Origin of the sequence: uncultured Maribacter sp. (genome assembly GCF_963974015.1) — a bacterium.
Classification (GTDB): Bacteria; Bacteroidota; Bacteroidia; order Flavobacteriales; family Flavobacteriaceae; genus Maribacter.
Map to the genome: position 1 here is coordinate 152931 of NZ_CAXBBZ010000003.1, position 18632 is coordinate 171562.

Sequence of the window (18632 nt, forward strand, 5' to 3'; positions counted from 1 at the left end):
ATTAGGCGGGTGCGGGTTCTATCAAAAAACTACTAATAGTCGCTTTAGAACTAAGAAAGGGCAATATGACCAACGATGTTGAGTACACCTATTCCCTTAAAAACGACATTTTATTCTTGACCATCCATCTAGATTTGTTGAAATGGAATGGAGATTATGTCTTGTATTCACTGAACAAAGAGTGCTATGATCCTCATAAAGGAGTAGATGGTGTTTCAAAACTTTGACCCGATGTCGATGTTGCAAATTTCCATTGCAAAAAATTTCATCTTCTCTCTAATAATAAATAACGCATCCCAAAAAAAAGATCCCAAACAAGACATATTTTAAGGAGAGAGATGTTTTGTTCTTTGAGGGCAATGCAAAAAATATTTTTTAAGAAACCGCAATCTTCTTAGGTGCGTGTTTTTTGGTATGCTCCTTCTTTTTGAGATTAAATTTCAGTACTCCGTCCTTATAAGTAGCTTTTACTTCTTCATCCTTTACATTTTCAGGCAGACGAAGTGATTTTTTAAAAGAACTATAGCTAAACTCTTTACGGCGATAATCCTTTTCTTTTTCCTCTACAGAGCTGGTGTTTTCTGCTAAAATATTAAGACATCCATTTTCAATCGTCACATTAAAATCTTCTTGGAATACACGGGAGCGGCTAGTTCAATTTCAAAATTAGCATCGGTTTCCTTGATGTTCATAGCAGGCTCTTCAATCTCGCTTGGCCACAAACGGTCATTAAAAAAATCCGAGGTCATAATGTTTCGTAGTGGCCTTCTGTTTCTAAACTTTACTAATGACATAATATAATCTTTTAGGTTATATAAATCTATAACCCGTAAGTACATTGCGTCGCATACGTTAAAAATGATTTAAGTCAGTATAATCTTGATTTTTTAAGAATATTTTTAAATCCCATAAATTTAAATGTTGTGAAATACATTTCACGGACCGTTTGGACCTTATCTCTAATTAGCTTGTTCACTGACATGGCTAGTGAAATGCTATACCCAATAATGCCTATCTATTTGAAATCTATTGGAATGTACGCCGGGTTTCAGAGTGTTTGTACTATGATCGCAAGCATATTGGCAGGACTTATTTGGTATGCATTTGATGCAAATACGGCTTTTATTATCACAGGGTTGGCAACTATCTTGGTGATTTTGTATTTCTTGATTTTTATTGAAAGTAAACCCAATAATAGGCTTTTACCTACTCCGAATCTTTAGAGTTCATCGGATGCTTGCGATTTTTTTAGACACTGTTCAATTTTTAGTCCCATGTTATCTAAATCAAATGGTTAAACGATATAATCTATTGCCTCTGCATCAATTCATCATCGTATGTCTTTTTTTTCCGTTTTTGTACTAAAAAATAGAAAGGGTTTAGTATTGAAATCTGGATGGTCACCCAAAGTCCTCAATACTTCAAAGCCATCCATTTCTAGCATTAGCAAGTCACAGAGAATTAAAAAAGGGCTTAATAAATAATGAGTTAACCATAATATGACAAGGGCTTAACTACAGCTATATGGGTTATCAAAAATCAATTTACATAGACCCAAAATTTTCAAAATTCTTAAGAATATTTTCAACTAATGATCTATATCATTCATAAAGCCTTTTCTCCTTTCTACATTTAGCATCCCATGAACTTAAAACAATGAAAATGAAAATATTAATGTTAGGCTGGGAATATCCGCCCCATATCTCAGGAGGGTTGGCCACCGCTTGTCAAGGATTGGTAGAAAGTTTATTAAAGAAAGGCCATGAAGTGTTGTTTCTATTGCCCAAAGCGGTAAAAGAAATGCAATCGGAGCGATTTCGGTTGATAAGTGCTAGCAACGTTGAACTTCCCAAAAAACAAGATTCAATTACTTACCCCCAACTAAGAAAGTTAATACCCAATGTTGATCCTACACAAATTCACAACTTAAGTGGGGACAAATATAATTTTTCTGGAGCCTACGGACCGAATTTAATTGAAGAAGTCTACTGGTTGGGGGTAGTGGTCTCAAAACTGGCGAAAGAGCTTGAGTTCGATATTATACATGCCCACGATTGGCTTACCTTTCCTGCGGGGATCATTGCTAAAGAAATAAGTCGCAAACCTTTATTAGTACATGTACATGCCACAGCATTTGATCGTTCGGCCAAGATCAATCGCGAAATTTATGAAATTGAGCGGCAGGGCATGTTAGTTGCTGACAAGGTTATGGCGGTAAGCAACCTTACCAAAAAAATCATAATCGATAAATACCACATCGATGCAAAAAAGGTAATTACAACCTATAATGGTGTAAAGCAAAAGGATATATCACAAAATCTTGATACTTCTAGATTCAAAGAAAAAATAGTCACTTTTCTAGGTAGAATAACCTACCAAAAAGGGCCTGAATATTTTATAGAGGCTGCTGAAAAAGTCTTAAAAAGAGACAGAAATGTAAGGTTTGTAATGGCTGGCAAGGGAGATTTGATGGCAGAGATGATAAAAATAGTAGCAGTCAAAAGATTGTCTTCCCATTTTCATTTCACTGGATTCTTAAAAGGCCATGAAGTGGATCGCATGCTTGCCATGACCGATGTTTTTGTTATGCCTTCCATATCGGAACCATTTGGAATAGCACCGTTAGAGGCCATCCAAGCCAATATTCCAGTAATTATTTCTAGACAATCAGGAGTTGCCGAAGTGCTGCCTCACGCTTTTATCGTGGACTATTGGGACACGGATAGCCTTTCCGAGGCCATTTACGGGCTAATCAACCACAAATCATTTGCAAAAATGGTTAAAGGTCTTAATAGGGTAACCTTGCAAAATTTGACTTGGGGCCATGCAGCGGAAACAGTATCATCAACCTATCAATCGGTAGCCTAACGTTGATCCATAATGAAAAATATCTGCTTTACCTTTCAAGTTCACCAGCCTTATCGTCTGCGCAATTTTCATTTTTTTGAGATAGGTAGTCACTATAATTACTTTGACGAAGAAACCAATGCAAAGATAATGCGTCAAATTGTGGAAGAAAGCTATCTACCTACCAATAAATTGCTTTTGAATCTAATCAACACTTTTGGAAACAAAATAAAAGTAAGTTTTGCAATTTCCGGTACTGCACTAAATCAAATGGAGCAATATGTCCCTGAGGTATTGGAAAGTTTTAAAGAATTGGCAGCAACAGGAAATATCGAGTTTTTAGGTCAGAATTATGCGACCTCATTATCTTCTTTGAAAAGCGAAAGTGCTTTTCACGAGGAAGTTTTAGAACATAAAAGACTTATCAATAAGCTTTTTAGAAAAAGGCCCAAAGTATTTTTAAACACTGGACTTCTCTATTCAGATGAAATAGGAAAAATGATTTCCGATTTGGGTTTTAAAGGCGTAATTACTGAAGGTTCATCTGTTATTTTGAACGGAAAAAGTCCTAATAATCTATATAAAAGCGCATCAAGGCCACCCTTAAGCTTGTTTTTAAGAAATACATCTCTGAGTGATGATATAGCACTCCGGTTTTCTCAACGAAACTGGAATGAATGGCCTTTGACTTCCGAAAAGTATTTAGGTTGGTTAAGTGCGCTTCCGGCATCGGATGAATTGGTGAATCTGGTAATGGATTACGGTACTTTTGGAGAACACCATAAAAAGGAGTCTGGCATTTTTGAATTCTTAGAATTCCTATTCCGCCATATAGCTGAATCCAAAGACCTTAAATTAAGTACGCCCGAAGAAGTTTTAAAATCCGTTTCGGCCAAAGCCAAACTCAAAATTTCAACACCTATTTCTTGGACTGGTACGGACAAGAACGGTTCTGTATGGTTGAAAAATGAGATGCAACAAGAAGCTTTCGATACCTTATATGTGATGGAGAATTTGATTAAAAAAACAAAGGACAAGTTCTTACATCAAGATTGGGAGCGACTAAAGTCTGCGGATCATTTTTTATATATGAACAATTTTGATGAAGACCTTAACAATTTGTTCAATCCCTATGAAAACCCCTATGCCGCTTTTCTTAAATACATGAACGTACTTTCAGACTTTCAGCTGAAAGTCGAGGATAAAACAAAGAAAAGTGCAAAAAGAAAGAATAGTCGGTCTTTCAGTAAAAAACAAATAGATGAAACAATTAATTAGCAATAATCAGGTATATGGTTTTTTACCCACGGATATCGAAGGGGTAGATACGCTTGCCGAACTTGCCTTAGACCTACGATGGTCATGGAACCATGCGATAGATGAAATCTGGTACCATCTTGATCCAGATCTTTGGATGGAAACCCATAACCCGTGGGTAGTTTTACAGAATGTATCCAGAGACCAGCTTAAAAAGCTAATGAACGATCAAGAATTCAGAAAAAAGGTGGATGAGATGATCGAATTGAAAGAAAAATCAATTTCAGATCCCGCTTGGTTTCAAAAAAACTATCCAAATTCTCCACTTAAATGCATTGCCTATTTTAGTATGGAGTTCATGCTTAGTGAGGCATTGCCTATTTACGTGGGCGGACTAGGTAATGTTGCGGGTGATCAATTGAAGTCGGCAAGTGATCTAGGGGTACCATTCGTGGCCATCGGATTGCTATACCAACAAGGTTATTTTAGACAGGTCATAGACCAATTCGGAACACAACAGGCCCTTTTTCCCTATAACGATCCTGGGCAACTGCCCATAAGCCCACTACGTCTGCCCAATGGGGAGTGGTTAAGGTTAGCGATAAATTTAGCGGAGCATACGGTTTGGCTACGTACCTGGCAAGTTCAAGTGGGTAAGGTAAAACTATATCTTATGGATAGTAATGACCCGGCCAATAGCCCAATGCACAGGGCAATTACCAGTGAAGTATATGGAGGAGGGACTGACCTACGTATACAACAGGAAATTATATTGGGAATTGGTGGATGTAAATTACTTAAAGAGTTGAAAATAAACCCAGATGTTTACCATATGAACGAAGGCCATGCTGCATTTTTAGTATTGGAACGTGCAAGTAATTTCATGAAGGAAACGGGAACCTCCTTTGAAGAAGCTTTGACCATAACCCGCGCCGGTAATGTATTTACGACACATACTGCTGTTGCTGCCGGTTTTGATCATTTCCATCCTTCGTTGATGTGGCAGTTTTTTGGAGGGTACGCAAAGAATGATTTAGGTATTGACTTTAATGACTTGTTGGCCTTAGGTAAGGAGAATCCAAATAATCCATTAGAGAATTTCAATATGGCTTTTTTGGCCATTCGAGGAAGTGGAGCAGTTAATGGGGTAAGTCGTTTGCACGCAGAAGTTAGCCGCCGACTTTTTGGGAATTTGTTTCCGAGATGGCCAGAAGAAGAGGTACCAATAGAATCAGTAACAAACGGTGTTCATACGCCAAATTGGGATTCTGAATTTGCGGATAAAATCTGGACAGAGTCTTGTGGAAAAGAACGTTGGCGGGGAAATCTCGAAACACTCGAAGGTGATATTTCGGTAGTAACCGATACAGAACTCTGGCAACTTCGAAACACTTCCCGAGCAAAATTAGTCAATTATACACGTGAACGTTTTGCAAAACAAATGAGGGCTATCGCGGTAAGACCTGAAATTGAAGATATGCTACCCGAAATCTTTAATCCAAATACGTTAACTCTCGGTTTTGCAAGACGTTTTGTCCCATATAAAAGGCCAAACCTATTATTACACGACCCTGAGCGGTTTATTCGAATACTAACTAATCCCGAACGTCCGGTACAGCTAGTTCTTGCTGGCAAATCGCCACCGTTTGACGAATCTGGCAAAGCATTAATACGGCAATGGATAAAGTTCATTCAACATCATAATTTATACCATCATGTAATCTTTTTGAGTGACTATGATATGTTAATGGCAGAACAGTTGGTGCAGGGTGCCGATGTTTGGGTCAACACGCCAAGACGCCCTTGGGAAGCCTGTGGAACAAGTGGCATGAAAGTATTGGTCAACGGGGGCATCAATTTATCCGAATTGGATGGATGGTGGGCCGAAGCCTACACTCCTGAAGTAGGTTGGGCATTGGGCGATACACAGGAACACGGCAATGACCCCAATTGGGACGCAGTAGAAGCAGATGCCTTATATCAAATACTTGAACAAGAGGTTGTTCCTGCATTTTACGATCGTAATAATAACGGAATCCCAGAGCTGTGGATAGAGAAGATGCGCAACAGTATGGCGACATTGACCCCAAAATTTTCAGCAAATCGCGCCGTAAGGGAATATACCGAGGATTATTATCTACCCGCCGCCAATAATTACCTGAAAAGGGCGGCCAAACAAGGTAGTATGGGAAAGAGAATTGTTAACGCCAAGCATGATTTAAGAAACAAATGGGATGGAATACGATTTGGAGAAGTTTCGATTGACTATGTAGAGGGTGGTTTTCAGTATAATATATCCGTATCTCTGAAAAATATAAATCCCGATACCATTTTGATTCAGCTCTTTGCAGACGGTCTGAACGGAGGGATACCTGAAATACTTAAAATGGAAAGAGATTCTGAACCAAAAGAAGAAGCACATAGATATCATGCCCATATTACCACATCAAGACCTGCCAGTGATTATACGGTACGGATAATTTCCGACTACGAAGGAATTTCAGTGCCTTTAGAAGATAACCTGATACGATGGCAACATTAAATTTATCGATTAATTTTAAATACAAATATTGATGGAAAACTTATCGAAAAGGGAAAGTATTGCGTTTCTTAAAGACAATTATAGGACACTTATCATAAATTGCTCAAGGCAGTCCTTTTACCATACCCAATACTTATTTCTATGACCTAGCAAGTATTGCTATAATCAATTATTCAGCAGAGGTTCATAAAATAGATTTAGACTAAAAATTAAAAAAAATAGTTATGATCAAAGAATTAAAAACAAAAGATTGCCTAAATATTCTTAAAAACAATTATTTGGGCCATTTAGGCTATATATGTAATGGTATACCTTATGTTGTGCCCATTACATATTACTATGACCAAGAGAACAATTGTTTAGTATCTTATTCTTCAGAGGGATATAAGATTAAAGCAATGCGAAATAGACGGACCGTATCCTTACAGGTAGAAGAAATTGATTCAATCCATGAATGGAAATCTGTATTGGTACACGCCTCGTTTGAAGAGTTATTTCAAATAGATGCCAAGTATGAACTACACGAATTCGCAAAAGGCATAAAAAGTATTATTGAGAAAAAGGAAAACTATAAGCCTTCATCTATTGGTGAATTTTCAACTAAATTACATGGAGGTGGAGTCCCTGTAGTTTATCGATTGAATATTGGCGAAGTTACTGGGAGAAAAAGGGAATAAATAATAATAATAATAATAATAATAATACCGTCTACTTCTCAATATTAACAAGCAGTAGATATCGGTTTTATGGCCTATGGGCAAGATCGAATAAAACAAGTTTAAGCTAGGAGTAAAAAGTTTAAAAATGTAGTAATAATGACAGATCTAAAAACAAACGAAGGTTTGCGTATTCTCAGGAACAATTATATAGGTCATTTGGCTTTTATAGCTCAAAATAAGCCTTTCACTGTCCCAATAACCTATTATTTTGATTCGAAAGATAATAGTATTATCAGTTATTCAGGGAACGGTCATAAAATAGAAGCAATGCGTAAAAACCATTTTGTTTCTTTACAGGTCGATGAAGTTCAATCAGTACACAATTGGGAATCGGTTCTTGTGCATGGCACATTTGAAGAGCTAAACGGTGATGATGCCAAAAAGAAATTACATCTATTTGCTGATGGTGTAAAAAGTATTATCCATAGCAAAGAACGAAAAGAAGTTGAATTTATCAATGAGTTTTCTAGTAAGCGGTACTCAGGTGAGCACTCTATTGTATATAGAATAAATATACTAGAGATTACAGGAAAACGTAAAGAGACCTAAATAGTAAGTGCAAAGACGATTGCTTAAATTGTTAGGCCTAGGGTTTCGCAATCTTATGTAAGCCCATATTTTTCAGAGCCTCGAACCCTGAGACCACATCAAAAAGTTCTTCGTCGATAGTACTTTGTCGCAAGCGATGGTAGGTATGATTAACATCATCCAGTAGCTCTTCTATGTTTTTTTCCGCCCGTTGCATAGCCGCCAAACGACTATAATTTTCACTGGCCAGGGATTCTGAGCAGGCTTTGAACAAGGTCACGAATAGATATTCGCTAAGGAGGGCTTTTAAGGTGTTTTTATTTTTTCCTATGACCTGAGGTATCTTCTTGGAAGGCCATTGAATTGCAGTCAGTTCTTGCCGCCATTGTTCGTCCAAGGGTAGCAGTCTCTGACTTTTTGGGCCATACATAGCCTTTGGTATCGCATGGTTGTGAAAAATATAAAATTCATGAAGGGTACCTTTCGAATGACTTTCTTCTACATTTATCAAAATGGACCCAATTAGCGAGGTAACCACGTCTATAGAATTCGGTAATGGAAAATTCTTGGTAACGTTCAAGCCTATATCCGTCAAAAGCAGCGGAATTCTTGTGCCTACTGTCCACACTTCTTTCCTGCCGGGAAGGTCCAAAAGCGATTTGGACACAAATTCGGTAAGAGTGTCATTGAATTGCCCCACAAATCCTTGATCCGAACCAAACACTATTGCACAAATTGAATTTTCACTATTATCTTTAAGTTTTTCAATTTCAAGAATAGGGCCGATATTCTTATCATTAAAATAGGCAACAATACCCAAGGAAATCGAAGTATAATAATCGACTAAAGAACCGACTGCCGACTCATATTGACCGATATTTGCTGCAGCCATGGCCTTCATGGTACGTACAATGGACTTTAGCTCTCCCGCACCTAAAATTTGTCTTTTTAAACTTTCTAAAGTGCGCATTAGTTCTTTTCAGGTATTTGTTTAAGTTTGGCCTCAAAAGAGGTTAGTATATTTTTCGCCCGGCCAAAAATGGATTCTCGATCGGAAGTTTCCAATGCCGTAGCTGAATTGAGTCGTTTGACCATATCGGTAGGGAGTTCCCCGACAATTTTAAGCAATTCAGTCTCTGCAAGTTGCATTTTCTCCAATGGTACCCCATCAAAAAGGCCATCCACTAGGGCCAATAATACTATTATTTGCTCAGGAGTGGACATTGGCTGGAGTTCCTTTTGTTTCAAGCAGGCCCTGATTCGTTTACCATGTTCAATGATTTTTCTTGTGTTTTCATCCAAATGCGAACCAAATCGCGCAAAGGTCTCTAATTCCTCAAATTGGGAATAGGCGAGCTTTAGATTTCCGGTTATGGAATGATATGCGGGCAACTGTGCTTTACCCCCTACCCTAGAAACGGATTTCCCGACATCAACAGCAGGTAAAATTCCCAGTTCAAATAATTTTGGAGAGAGATAAATCTGCCCGTCGGTTATAGAAATTAAATTGGTAGGGATGTACGCAGATATATTTTGTGCCTCGGTCTCAACAATAGGCAAAGCAGTCAGTGATCCGCCTCCAAGTGCATCATTTAGATGTGTAGAACGTTCCAGTAACCTGGAATGGATGTAAAAAATATCCCCTGGAAAGGCCTCCCTCCCTGGGGGTCTTCTCAAAAGCAATGATAGTTCGCGATAAGCCCGCGCATGGTTCGTCAGATCATCATATACAATCAACACATCTCTGCCCTGATGCATAAAATATTCCGAAATACTTGTGGCTGCATAAGGTGCTATGTACTGTAATCCAGGAGAATTATTTCCTTCGGTAACCATGACAGTGGTATATTCCATGGCTCCCTTTTCCTTAAGATTAGCAATGACTTTGGCCACAGATGAGGCACGTTGCCCGATGGCACAATAGATACAGAGTACGTTTTTATCTTTTTGGTTGATGATGGTGTCTACTGCAATGGCCGTTTTACCTGTTTGGCGATCCCCTAAAATCAGCTCCCTTTGCCCTCGACCAATGGGTATAAGCGCATCTACCACTTTTAGTCCGGTCTGCAAGGGAACGGTAACCGCAGAACGATCCATTATCGCAGTGGCAATACGTTCAATAGGTAAGCGTTGATCAGATGCTATGGCCTTTTTCCCATCCATAGGCTCCCCTAATGGATTTATAACCCTCCCTATCAACGCATTACCAACGGGAATATCCATTACACGACCTGTCCGTTCCACTTCATCGCCAGTATTTATTAATGAATCTTCTCCAAGTAATACCGCGCCTATCTCATGTTCGTCAATGTTAAAGGCAATTCCGTACAAATCTCCAGGAAACTTCAATAATTCTTCAAATCCTGCACTAGACAGGCCAGAAACCTTGACCACCCCGGAAGAAACACTACTAACTATTCCCACCTCTCGAGGCAAAAGGGGAAAGTGGTGCTTTTCACGTCCTTTAACTAGTTGGTCGAATGTTCGCTCAATGAAATCCTTATCTTTTTTTAGGGCCATATCATCCTTTTTCTAATGTGGTTTGAATATTTACCTGTGCGCTGTCATTCATGCTTTTCTCAAGAGAATTGATATATTCCGAGATACTCCACGACAGTTTATAGCCATTAGCCGATAATTCGATTCCGCTAATAAGTTCGGGTGCTATTTTAAACTGAAATTGGCTTTCCTCGTCCAATACGGCATTTATCGATTGCTGGATTTCGGTTTGCAGTTTAGTCGATAACTTGAAGGCGCTTTTTACCAAAATAGGATTTTTTCTTGACGTTAAGGTCGAAATCATTTTTTGCTTTTCATCCTCTTTTAGTTCATTGATTCTCTTAATAAAGGTCAGCACAGATTGTTCTTCCAAACTAGCAGAAGAAAGGTCAGTAAGTGTTTTTTTGGCAATTGCCACCACCTCTTGCTGAATCTTTTGGGCTATCTCAAGATTCCTATTTTCTTGGCTGTCCTGTATATTTTTTTCCAATTTAGCCTTTAATACATTGGCTTCATTTCTAGCTTCTTCTTTGAGTTTCCGGCCTTCCTCATTACTTTCCACAATTGCCTTTTGCATAAGTTCGCCCTTTTGCCTTTCAAAGGTTTCATTCTTTTTATTGAATTCGTCACGTTCTTTTTCCGCTTCGGCTTTTTTTGCTTCGGCATCCTTGAGTTGGGCTACAATTTTATTCTCCCGTTGGTCTATGGCATTTAAAATGGGGTTATATAGATAGCGCTTTAGCAACCACATTAAAACGAGGAAGTTGATAATCTGTGCTATTAAAGTGAACCAATTTATTTTCATTATAACTATTATTTGGCGATGAAATGGTTCCAGAATGGGTTGGCAAAAATGAGGATCATCGAAATCACGAAACAGTATATTGCAAGCGACTCCAACATCGCCAATCCTACAAATAGTGTACGGGTAATGGTCTGCCCGGCATCGGGCTGTTGTGCCATTGAACTCAAGGCAGTAGAAATAGATTTTCCTTGGCCCAATGCGGGTATCATACACCCGATACCAGTGGTTACGCCAGCGGTAATGATTGAGACCATTGCGATTAAAGTTGAATTATCCATAATAATTTATTTTTATTGTTTTACTTTTTTCGTTTTACTCTTTTTTGATTCGGATTCTTGGGTGGCAGCTGCGATGTATACTGTCGCCAAAATGCTAAAAATATAGGCCTGAATGATGCCCGTAATCAGGCCAAGTACGGTCATTAGTACTGGAAACAGTAAAGGTGCAATGCTAAGAAGTATAGTTAATATCAACCCACCGCTCATAATATTACCGAATAATCGCACGGCCAAGGCAAGTGTACGTGAAAACTCGCTGATAATGTTAAAAGGCAGCATGATGAAGGTGGGTTGCACATATGTTTTTAGATATCCCAAAATTCCACTTTCCGCAATCCCAAACAAGGGTACGGCCAGAAATACGCTTATGGCTAGTGCCGCTGTCGTGGATAATGAACTGGTAGGCGGTACATATCCTGGGAAAATGATACACAGATTCGCGAATGCTATGAATATGAACATGGTGCCAATAAACCCGATAAATTTTTCCGGCTTTTCTAAACCTATTTCCTTGATCTGCTTGTTCATGCCCGTTACCAGCATCTCAAGTACACATTGCCAGCGGGAAATCTGAATATCGGTTTTGAGCCGTCTTGTAATCAATACCGAGGCAACAACCAGGAAAAGCATCAACACCCATGTTGTAACAAGGGTAAGATTGATGGTTATAAAACCATGTTCCCAAAAAACAGTTTCATCAGGACTAAGTTCCATATCAGCTTTCCTTTTTTAGTTCTACTTCTTTTTCATCTTTTGTTTTGGTAAAATTTAGTACCATAAAACGGGCAATTACAAAACCTAGAAGACAAATAAGCATGTTGATCCAATTACCTATTGCGACGTAGTAAAAACCCAACATAGTAATTCCTACCCTTAGAAACAGGCTTCCCAACAACCATAGAGTTGGTTTTTTAGAGGTCAACGCTTTTCTCACGGTAAGCCATAGTCCGCCAAAAAATAGGGTTCCTAACACTAAACCCACTATGAACACCAAAACACTAAACAGATAATCATTCATTTTTTTCCTCTTTATCTTGATGCATCATTTTATTTTCCTTTGCTACCCATTGCCATGCAATCATGCAGCCAATACATAGCCCTGCTACCAAAAAGGTCAGGGTCCAAGAAATAGTTTCTGGATAATTCTTATCCAACCACATACCCAAGACCGTTCCAAGAACCGTTGGCACTGCAACCGACCAACCTACCATCCCGAACGTCCCCAATCCTGCCCAAACACTCCGCTTGCTCTCATGAAGTGCCTTAAGCTTCTGTTTTTCCTTTTCGCCTACTTCCTGCTTGAACTTATCCTCATTTTTTATCTCCATCGATTTATTATTGTTCCTGACGCAACTTTTTTATACTCTGGATAAATTCACTTTCAAGTTTGGCTACCGCCGAGCGTGCAATACGTTCATTTTCATCCAGATTTTTAAATTCTTTGTCGATGGTTTCCCTTAGTTTTCCGAGATCTGCACCACCAATTGCATTGCGAACGGAAACCTGTATTTCGTTTTCGGTCTTTATCAGTACGCCCTCATCAATGGCTACATAATGTACCACTCCCGATTCGGTTTCATAGGTCAAGATTCCCGGTACTAGTGCCGCAACACAATCAAGACGCTTTCGTAAAAACCCATAAGAACCCGCATTGGTATCTACCGTTACACGATTTACACGGATGCTGTTCATAAAAACTTTGTATGGAAGAAGAATTTTTAAATCCATCGGTATCTATGTTACTGGATTGATTTCAACCTGTTTCACATCTGCACTTTTATTACTTTCCTTACTTATTTCATTCTTTCCCTTTTCTATAGCTTCTTCTATATTGCCAACCATATAGAAAGCACTTTCGGGCAGATCCTTGAATTCATCAGAAAGTATACGCTCACAACCAATAAGCGCATCTTCTAGTGGTACCCCTTTTCCTTTCATGCCACTGAACTGTTCCGTAGTGAAAAAGGGTTGGGTGAAAAACCGTTCCAATCTCCGTGCCCTGTTCACGATGTTACGGTCGGTAACCGATAATTGCCCCAAACCGAGCATGGCAATGATATCCTTCAATTCTTCATACTGAGCCAGTGTTTCCCTAATTTGGTTCAAGATGATATAATGACGTTCGCCAATGATTCCCGGTGTGGCCATTTTTGAACTGGACTGCAAAATATCAATTGCCGGATATAACCCTTCACTTGCCCTTTTCCTTGATAGAACTATGGATGCAGAAAGATGGGAAAACGTATGCACCGCCGAGGGATCTGTTAAATCGTCCGCAGGCACATATACGGCCTGAATGGAAGTGATGGCCCCTGTATCGGTATTGGCAATCCTTTCTTCCAATTTAGAGAGTTCCGTCCCCAAAGTCGGTTGATAGCCCAACCTTGATGGCATTTGCCCCATTAACCCCGATACCTCCATCCCTGCTTGAATAAATCGGAAAACATTATCTATTAGTAAAAGGACATCCCTATGTTCCTCATCACGAAAATATTCGGCCATGGTCAAGGCGGCATGGCCCACACGAAAACGTGCTCCAGGGGGTTCGTTCATCTGACCGAACATCATAACCATATTTTTAAGCACATCGGCTTTTTTCATATCGTGATACAACTCATGTCCTTCACGGCAGCGCTCCCCAATACCACAAAACATACTTACACCTTGGTGGTAACCCACCATATTATGTATCATTTCTGTCAATAATACCGTTTTACCAACGCCAGCGCCACCAAATAGACCCGCATTGCCACCATGTTCCAAGGGGACCAATACATCGATCGCCTTGATGCCAGTCTCAAAAATCTCGGATTTTGTAGATCGTTCTCCTAAGGGCGGTGGCAATTGATGCACATTGTGCCATTTCATTTTTGGTAAAGATGGACCGTGATCTATGGTTTTCCCGAAGACATCGAACATACGGCCCATTATTTCAGCTCCAACTGGCACAGAAAGTTGTTGCCCTAGGGTCTCGGCAATCATGCCCCGTGCTAGCCCTTGTGTAGGTGTCAATGCGATGCCTCGCACATGATGATTATCAAGCTGTGCCAGTACTTCGATAACTACCTCTTTTTTTACGCCTGCATGAATCACAGTGTTAATGGAAGGCACATTGTTTTCAAACCATATGTCGACCACACTGCCACGGATCGAAACGACCTTTCCAAACAATAAGGAATCTTTTTGCTTTCTCAAGACAGCCTTCATGGAATTACTTATTTTTTATTCTTAGTAAAACTAGAGGTATGGTAAAAGACTTAAAATGATTTAAATCATTTCAAAAAGCGTGGAGCGAATAGATATTTGTAGCTGTACTATTATTGCTAATAGTAACCATAAACATTCTGTTATGAAAAATTACATCAAACACTTTAATGAAATAGATATACACGATGTTCCCGAAGTAGGTGGCAAAAACGCTTCTTTGGGCGAAATGTTCCAAAAACTGACCTCAAAAGGCGTTCAGGTTCCCGATGGTTTCGCTACCACTTCTGACGCTTACTGGCTTTTTTTGGAGGAGGCAAAACTCAAGGATAAAATCTTCAATGAACTAGAAAACCTGGACAAAAAAGATTTTTCCAATTTACGGCAAATTGGGACTTCGATAAGGAATACCATTGCACAAGCATCATTCCCCCAAGCCATTAAAATGTCCGTAGAAAAAGGTTATGATGCTTTAGTAAAAAAGTACGGAAAGGAAATTTCCTTGGCGGTCCGTAGTAGTGCCACTGCTGAAGACCTGCCGAACGCTAGTTTTGCAGGACAACAAGAGACTTATCTCAACGTAAAGGGATTTGATGAATTGATTGCGGCTTGCCATAAATGCTATGCCTCGCTCTTTACCGATAGAGCCATCAAATATCGGGAAGACAATCATTTCGACCAAACCAAAGTGGCACTTTCTATTGGCATACAATTGATGGTGCGTTCCGATCTTGCCGCCTCGGGCGTAAACTTTACTTTGGATCCCGATACCGGTTTTGATAAAGTGGTTCTGGTTTCTAGCATATGGGGCTTGGGAGAGAATATCGTTCAGGGCAGTATCAATCCTGATGAATACTTTGTTTTCAAACCCAGTTTGAAAAATGGAATTCGGCAACCAATCATTTCAAGGAAACTGGGTAGTAAGGAAAAAACGATGATCTATGATCCTTCGGGAAGCGGTACCGTAAACCTGGACACCAAAAAACAGAAACAAGATCAATTTGTGCTGACCGATGCCGAAGTGCTAAAATTGGCCGAATGGTCAATGATTATTGAAGAGCATTATGGTCGCCCCATGGATATTGAATGGGCGAAAGATGGGGTACTCAACGAACTGTTCATTGTGCAGGCAAGACCGGAGACCGTGCAAAGTGCCATAAAGGACAAATTGAAAATCACGACCTATAAATTATTGAAAAAAGGCAAGGAAATTACACGAGGTATGGGCCTGGGCAATAAAATTTCTGCTGGAAAAGCAAGAATACTACATAGCCCGAAGGAGTCCGATAAACTGCAACCAGGAGAAATTTTGGTTACTGAAAAGACAGACCCTGATTGGGATCCCATCCTTAAAAAAGCTGCAGGAATTATTACGGATCAAGGTGGCCGTACCAGTCATGCGGCCATTGTGGCCCGTGAAGTTGGTGTAGCGGCCATTGTGGGGTCTGTAAATGCGACCAAAACTATCAAAGACGGACAAGAGATTACGATTTCCTGTGCCGATGGCGATACAGGCATTGTATATGACGGAATACTAAAATGGTATGAAACGGAAGTGGATACCAAATCTCTTAAAAAACCTGAAACACAACCCATGCTTATTTTGGCCGACCCGGATCAAGCATTCAGACTATCGTTTTATCCTGCCGAAGGTGTCGGGTTAATGCGATTGGAATTTGTGATTAATAATTCCATACAGATACATCCTATGGCCTTAAGGCATTTTGAAACCTTAAAAGATGCTTCGGCTAAAAAAGAAATCGAAAAACTGACCCACCATTACCCCGACAAGGCCGATTATTTTGTGCACAAGCTAGCCGAAGGAGTTGCAACTATTGCAGCGGCTTTCTATCCTAAAGATGTAATCGTACGTACCAGTGATTTTAAATCCAACGAATACGCTAATTTGATTGGCGGCACCGAATTTGAACCTGTGGAAAGTAACCCTATGATTGGTTTTCGCGGCGCGTCTCGTTACTATCATCCAAGATACCAACAAGCTTTTGAGCTAGAGTGTAAAGCGATGAAAATGGTCAGGGAAGACATGGGCTTCGACAATGTTAAGATTATGATTCCCTTTTGTCGTACCCTTAAAGAAGCCGAAAAAGTAGTGAGCTTGATGGCCGAAAACGGATTGAAAAGGGGAGAAAACGGATTACAGCTTTATATGATGACCGAAATACCCAACAACGTAATTCTGGCAGAAGAATTTGCTCAATATTTCGATGGCTTCTCTATCGGCTCTAACGATCTTACACAGCTGACTTTAGGCGTAGATAGAGATTCCGAGTTGCTCAGCGATATTTTCGACATCAACGATCCAGGGGTCAAAAAAATGATTGCTATGGTCATTGCTTCCGCACATAAGACCCAAACAAAAATCGGTTTGTGCGGACAGGCGCCAAGTGATTATCCTGAGTTTGCTCAGTTTCTGGTAGAAAATGGGATTAACTCTATTTCTTTTAACCCAGATGCGTTGATTTCAGGAATCAAGAATATCAATACTGCAGAGGAGCACAAGGTAGTATTTGGTATGGCAGAGAGTAGTAATTGATTATGCTCGTAATCAAAAAGAGATTTTTTTGAACCATGCCAAAAATAAGCGCAGGAATCATATTGTATCGTTTGAACAATAGTGACACAGAAGTTTTATTGGTACATCCCGGCGGTCCATTTTGGGTAAAAAAAAATATGGGCAGTTGGTCCATACCCAAGGGAGAAATCGAACCTGAAGAGGATTTGTTGGAAGCGGCCATTCGCGAAACCAAAGAAGAAACCGGAATAAAGTCAAAAGGAAAATTCATTGCATTGTCTCCCCTAAAACAAAAGAGTGGAAAGATTATACATGCTTGGGCATTACAGGGCAACTTTGATCCCTTAGATCTGAAGAGCAATTCCTTTGAAATGATATGGCCACCAAAATCAGGTAAGAATAATGTATTTCCTGAAATTGATAAAGCGGCCTGGTTTCCCTTAAAGGAAGCAAAATTAAGAATTGTTCCTGGGCAAATACCCTTCATTACGGAATTGGAAAACCTGGTAAATCGGTGGCGGTAATGAAAAACTTAGATAAAGCCACAATTTCGGATGGACCTGAGGGTCATTTTTTACCACTAAGGATTGCATAAAAGTATTTGTATATAACCTTCGTCCCAACGACAATTACCATAAAGTTATAGTCATTATTTCGGGAATCAATCATAATAGCGAACATGATATCGTTGAACTACCTATCAATAATGAAAATTGGGTTGTTGTACCACATCCACGTGGCACAGGGTATTCAGAATGACAGCGGGGGACTTAACAAATTTTTAGGATTTCATCAATGACTATGTTGATGTGATTACGAACGATGTAGACTACGATTCAAAAAAGCACAAATTCATACTTTTTGGACATAGTCTGTCAACGGCCATATTATTGGCCGTTACAAAAAAAATGAGCATATCGATAAGGCCGTTATGGTAAAACCACCATGAACTACTTAAGAAGACAAAAGGTATGTCGCCAAGCTTTATAGAGTATTTGAAATATGTTTGGCTTTATCTTTTAATAAACATAAACCCATCGTAAATATGGCAGGTAATCCTGAAAAGATTGAAAATTTGGAAGACAGAAAAGAATTGGAAATTGGAAGTAATGACCCATTATTGGCGCGATAATTCAGCATGTATATGATGACCGAATTCAAAAAACTAATGAATACTCTGCTTTATTATTCCAAAGCCGCAAATTATCCATTGTTACTGCTTTATGGGGAGTAAGATAATCTCATTGACAAAAAGGAGGGTGATTTACTTTTTGATACATGGAAGTCCCAAAATAAACAATATACAATCATATCGGACGGTTCACACGGAAAATCAACTGTGAAATTGGCACGTGATACCATTGCTAATTGGATCGAACGGTTATAAAGAAATGTAAGTGACAATTTAAAAGTACATTTT

Annotated in this window: 21 protein-coding genes; 10 read left to right on the forward strand and 11 right to left on the reverse strand. The window is 39.4% G+C overall.

The features are described from left to right. Positions 1 to 65 precede the first annotated feature (65 nt). Positions 66 to 227, forward strand: a complete 162-nt coding sequence (locus AACZ41_RS07945) for a hypothetical protein (RefSeq protein WP_339627853.1) — start codon at positions 66 to 68, stop codon at positions 225 to 227. 148 nt (positions 228 to 375) lie between these two features. Here AACZ41_RS07945 and AACZ41_RS07950 read toward each other — a convergent pair whose 3' ends face one another. Together AACZ41_RS07950 and AACZ41_RS07955 are read right to left on the reverse strand one after the other, a co-directional pair. Continuing rightward, a complete protein-coding gene (locus tag AACZ41_RS07950) occupies positions 376 to 618 on the reverse strand; it encodes an Hsp20/alpha crystallin family protein (RefSeq protein WP_339627854.1) in 243 nt (80 codons plus the stop codon). Then, entirely contained in the window at positions 615 to 794 is a 180-nt protein-coding gene (locus AACZ41_RS07955; RefSeq protein WP_339627855.1) for a hypothetical protein, read from the reverse strand. Before AACZ41_RS07955 ends, AACZ41_RS07950 begins: the two co-directional genes overlap by 4 nt. A gap of 129 nt (positions 795 to 923) precedes the next feature. On the opposite strand from AACZ41_RS07955, the gene AACZ41_RS07960 reads away from it, so the two are divergent. The 6 genes from AACZ41_RS07960 to AACZ41_RS07985 all read left to right on the forward strand — a co-directional run bounded on the left by AACZ41_RS07960 (position 924) and on the right by AACZ41_RS07985 (position 7914). Further along, complete coding sequence (locus AACZ41_RS07960; protein ID WP_339627856.1) at positions 924 to 1223, forward strand: hypothetical protein; 300 nt, start codon at positions 924 to 926, stop codon at positions 1221 to 1223. A gap of 439 nt (positions 1224 to 1662) precedes the next feature. Then, entirely contained in the window at positions 1663 to 2868 is a 1206-nt protein-coding gene (locus AACZ41_RS07965) for a glycosyltransferase family 4 protein (protein ID WP_339627857.1), read from the forward strand. Between the two features lie 12 nt (positions 2869 to 2880). Then, entirely contained in the window at positions 2881 to 4125 is a 1245-nt protein-coding gene (locus AACZ41_RS07970; protein ID WP_339627858.1) for a glycoside hydrolase family 57 protein, read from the forward strand. Then, positions 4109 to 6646, forward strand: coding sequence for an alpha-glucan family phosphorylase (gene glgP, locus AACZ41_RS07975; RefSeq protein WP_339627859.1), 2538 nt, complete (start codon positions 4109 to 4111; stop codon positions 6644 to 6646). Before AACZ41_RS07970 ends, glgP begins: the two co-directional genes overlap by 17 nt. A gap of 224 nt (positions 6647 to 6870) precedes the next feature. Continuing rightward, on the forward strand, positions 6871 to 7323 hold the full coding sequence (locus AACZ41_RS07980) for a pyridoxamine 5'-phosphate oxidase family protein (RefSeq protein WP_339627860.1): 453 nt from the start codon (positions 6871 to 6873) through the stop codon (positions 7321 to 7323). A 138-nt stretch (positions 7324 to 7461) separates the two neighbouring features. Next, complete coding sequence (locus AACZ41_RS07985; RefSeq protein ID WP_339627861.1) at positions 7462 to 7914, forward strand: pyridoxamine 5'-phosphate oxidase family protein; 453 nt, start codon at positions 7462 to 7464, stop codon at positions 7912 to 7914. Positions 7915 to 7951: 37 nt separating this feature from the next. On the opposite strand, the gene AACZ41_RS07990 is transcribed toward AACZ41_RS07985, so the two are convergent. Genes AACZ41_RS07990 through atpD form a run of 9 tightly spaced genes read right to left on the reverse strand, consistent with a single transcriptional unit; the run spans position 7952 to position 14682 of the window. After that, positions 7952 to 8863, reverse strand: a complete 912-nt coding sequence (locus tag AACZ41_RS07990) for a F0F1 ATP synthase subunit gamma (RefSeq protein WP_339627862.1) — start codon at positions 8861 to 8863, stop codon at positions 7952 to 7954. Next, positions 8863 to 10413 (reverse strand): alternate F1F0 ATPase, F1 subunit alpha, encoded by a 1551-nt coding sequence (locus AACZ41_RS07995; protein WP_339627863.1) that lies wholly within the window; start codon positions 10411 to 10413, stop codon positions 8863 to 8865. Before AACZ41_RS07995 ends, AACZ41_RS07990 begins: the two co-directional genes overlap by 1 nt. A 1-nt stretch (position 10414) precedes the next feature. Further along, positions 10415 to 11197, reverse strand: a complete 783-nt coding sequence (locus tag AACZ41_RS08000; RefSeq protein ID WP_339627864.1) for a hypothetical protein — start codon at positions 11195 to 11197, stop codon at positions 10415 to 10417. Between the two features lie 8 nt (positions 11198 to 11205). After that, on the reverse strand, positions 11206 to 11475 hold the full coding sequence (locus tag AACZ41_RS08005; protein ID WP_339627866.1) for a F0F1 ATP synthase subunit C: 270 nt from the start codon (positions 11473 to 11475) through the stop codon (positions 11206 to 11208). Positions 11476 to 11487: 12 nt separating this feature from the next. Further along, positions 11488 to 12189: a F0F1 ATP synthase subunit A gene (locus AACZ41_RS08010; RefSeq protein ID WP_339627867.1), complete on the reverse strand. Its 702-nt coding sequence runs from the start codon at positions 12187 to 12189 to the stop codon at positions 11488 to 11490. Between the two features lies 1 nt (position 12190). Then, a complete protein-coding gene (locus AACZ41_RS08015) occupies positions 12191 to 12493 on the reverse strand; it encodes an ATP synthase subunit I (protein WP_339627868.1) in 303 nt (100 codons plus the stop codon). Further along, positions 12486 to 12803 carry an AtpZ/AtpI family protein gene (locus AACZ41_RS08020; protein ID WP_339627869.1) on the reverse strand — a complete coding sequence of 106 codons (318 nt, stop codon included), beginning with the start codon at positions 12801 to 12803 and terminating at the stop codon, positions 12486 to 12488. Before AACZ41_RS08020 ends, AACZ41_RS08015 begins: the two co-directional genes overlap by 8 nt. 7 nt (positions 12804 to 12810) lie before the next feature. Then, positions 12811 to 13203 (reverse strand): F0F1 ATP synthase subunit epsilon, encoded by a 393-nt coding sequence (locus AACZ41_RS08025; RefSeq protein WP_339627870.1) that lies wholly within the window; start codon positions 13201 to 13203, stop codon positions 12811 to 12813. 6 nt (positions 13204 to 13209) lie between these two features. After that, positions 13210 to 14682 carry a F0F1 ATP synthase subunit beta gene (gene atpD / locus AACZ41_RS08030; RefSeq protein ID WP_339627872.1) on the reverse strand — a complete coding sequence of 491 codons (1473 nt, stop codon included), beginning with the start codon at positions 14680 to 14682 and terminating at the stop codon, positions 13210 to 13212. Positions 14683 to 14824: 142 nt separating this feature from the next. On the opposite strand from atpD, the gene ppsA reads away from it, so the two are divergent. The 3 genes from ppsA (at position 14825) to AACZ41_RS08045 (ending at position 18344) form a co-directional block, all read left to right on the forward strand. Next, complete coding sequence (ppsA, locus tag AACZ41_RS08035) at positions 14825 to 17233, forward strand: phosphoenolpyruvate synthase (protein WP_339627873.1); 2409 nt, start codon at positions 14825 to 14827, stop codon at positions 17231 to 17233. A 35-nt stretch (positions 17234 to 17268) separates the two neighbouring features. Further along, positions 17269 to 17736 carry an NUDIX domain-containing protein gene (locus AACZ41_RS08040; protein WP_339627874.1) on the forward strand — a complete coding sequence of 156 codons (468 nt, stop codon included), beginning with the start codon at positions 17269 to 17271 and terminating at the stop codon, positions 17734 to 17736. Positions 17737 to 18218: 482 nt separating this feature from the next. Then, positions 18219 to 18344, forward strand: a complete 126-nt coding sequence (locus tag AACZ41_RS08045; RefSeq protein ID WP_339627875.1) for a hypothetical protein — start codon at positions 18219 to 18221, stop codon at positions 18342 to 18344. Positions 18345 to 18632 lie beyond the last annotated feature (288 nt).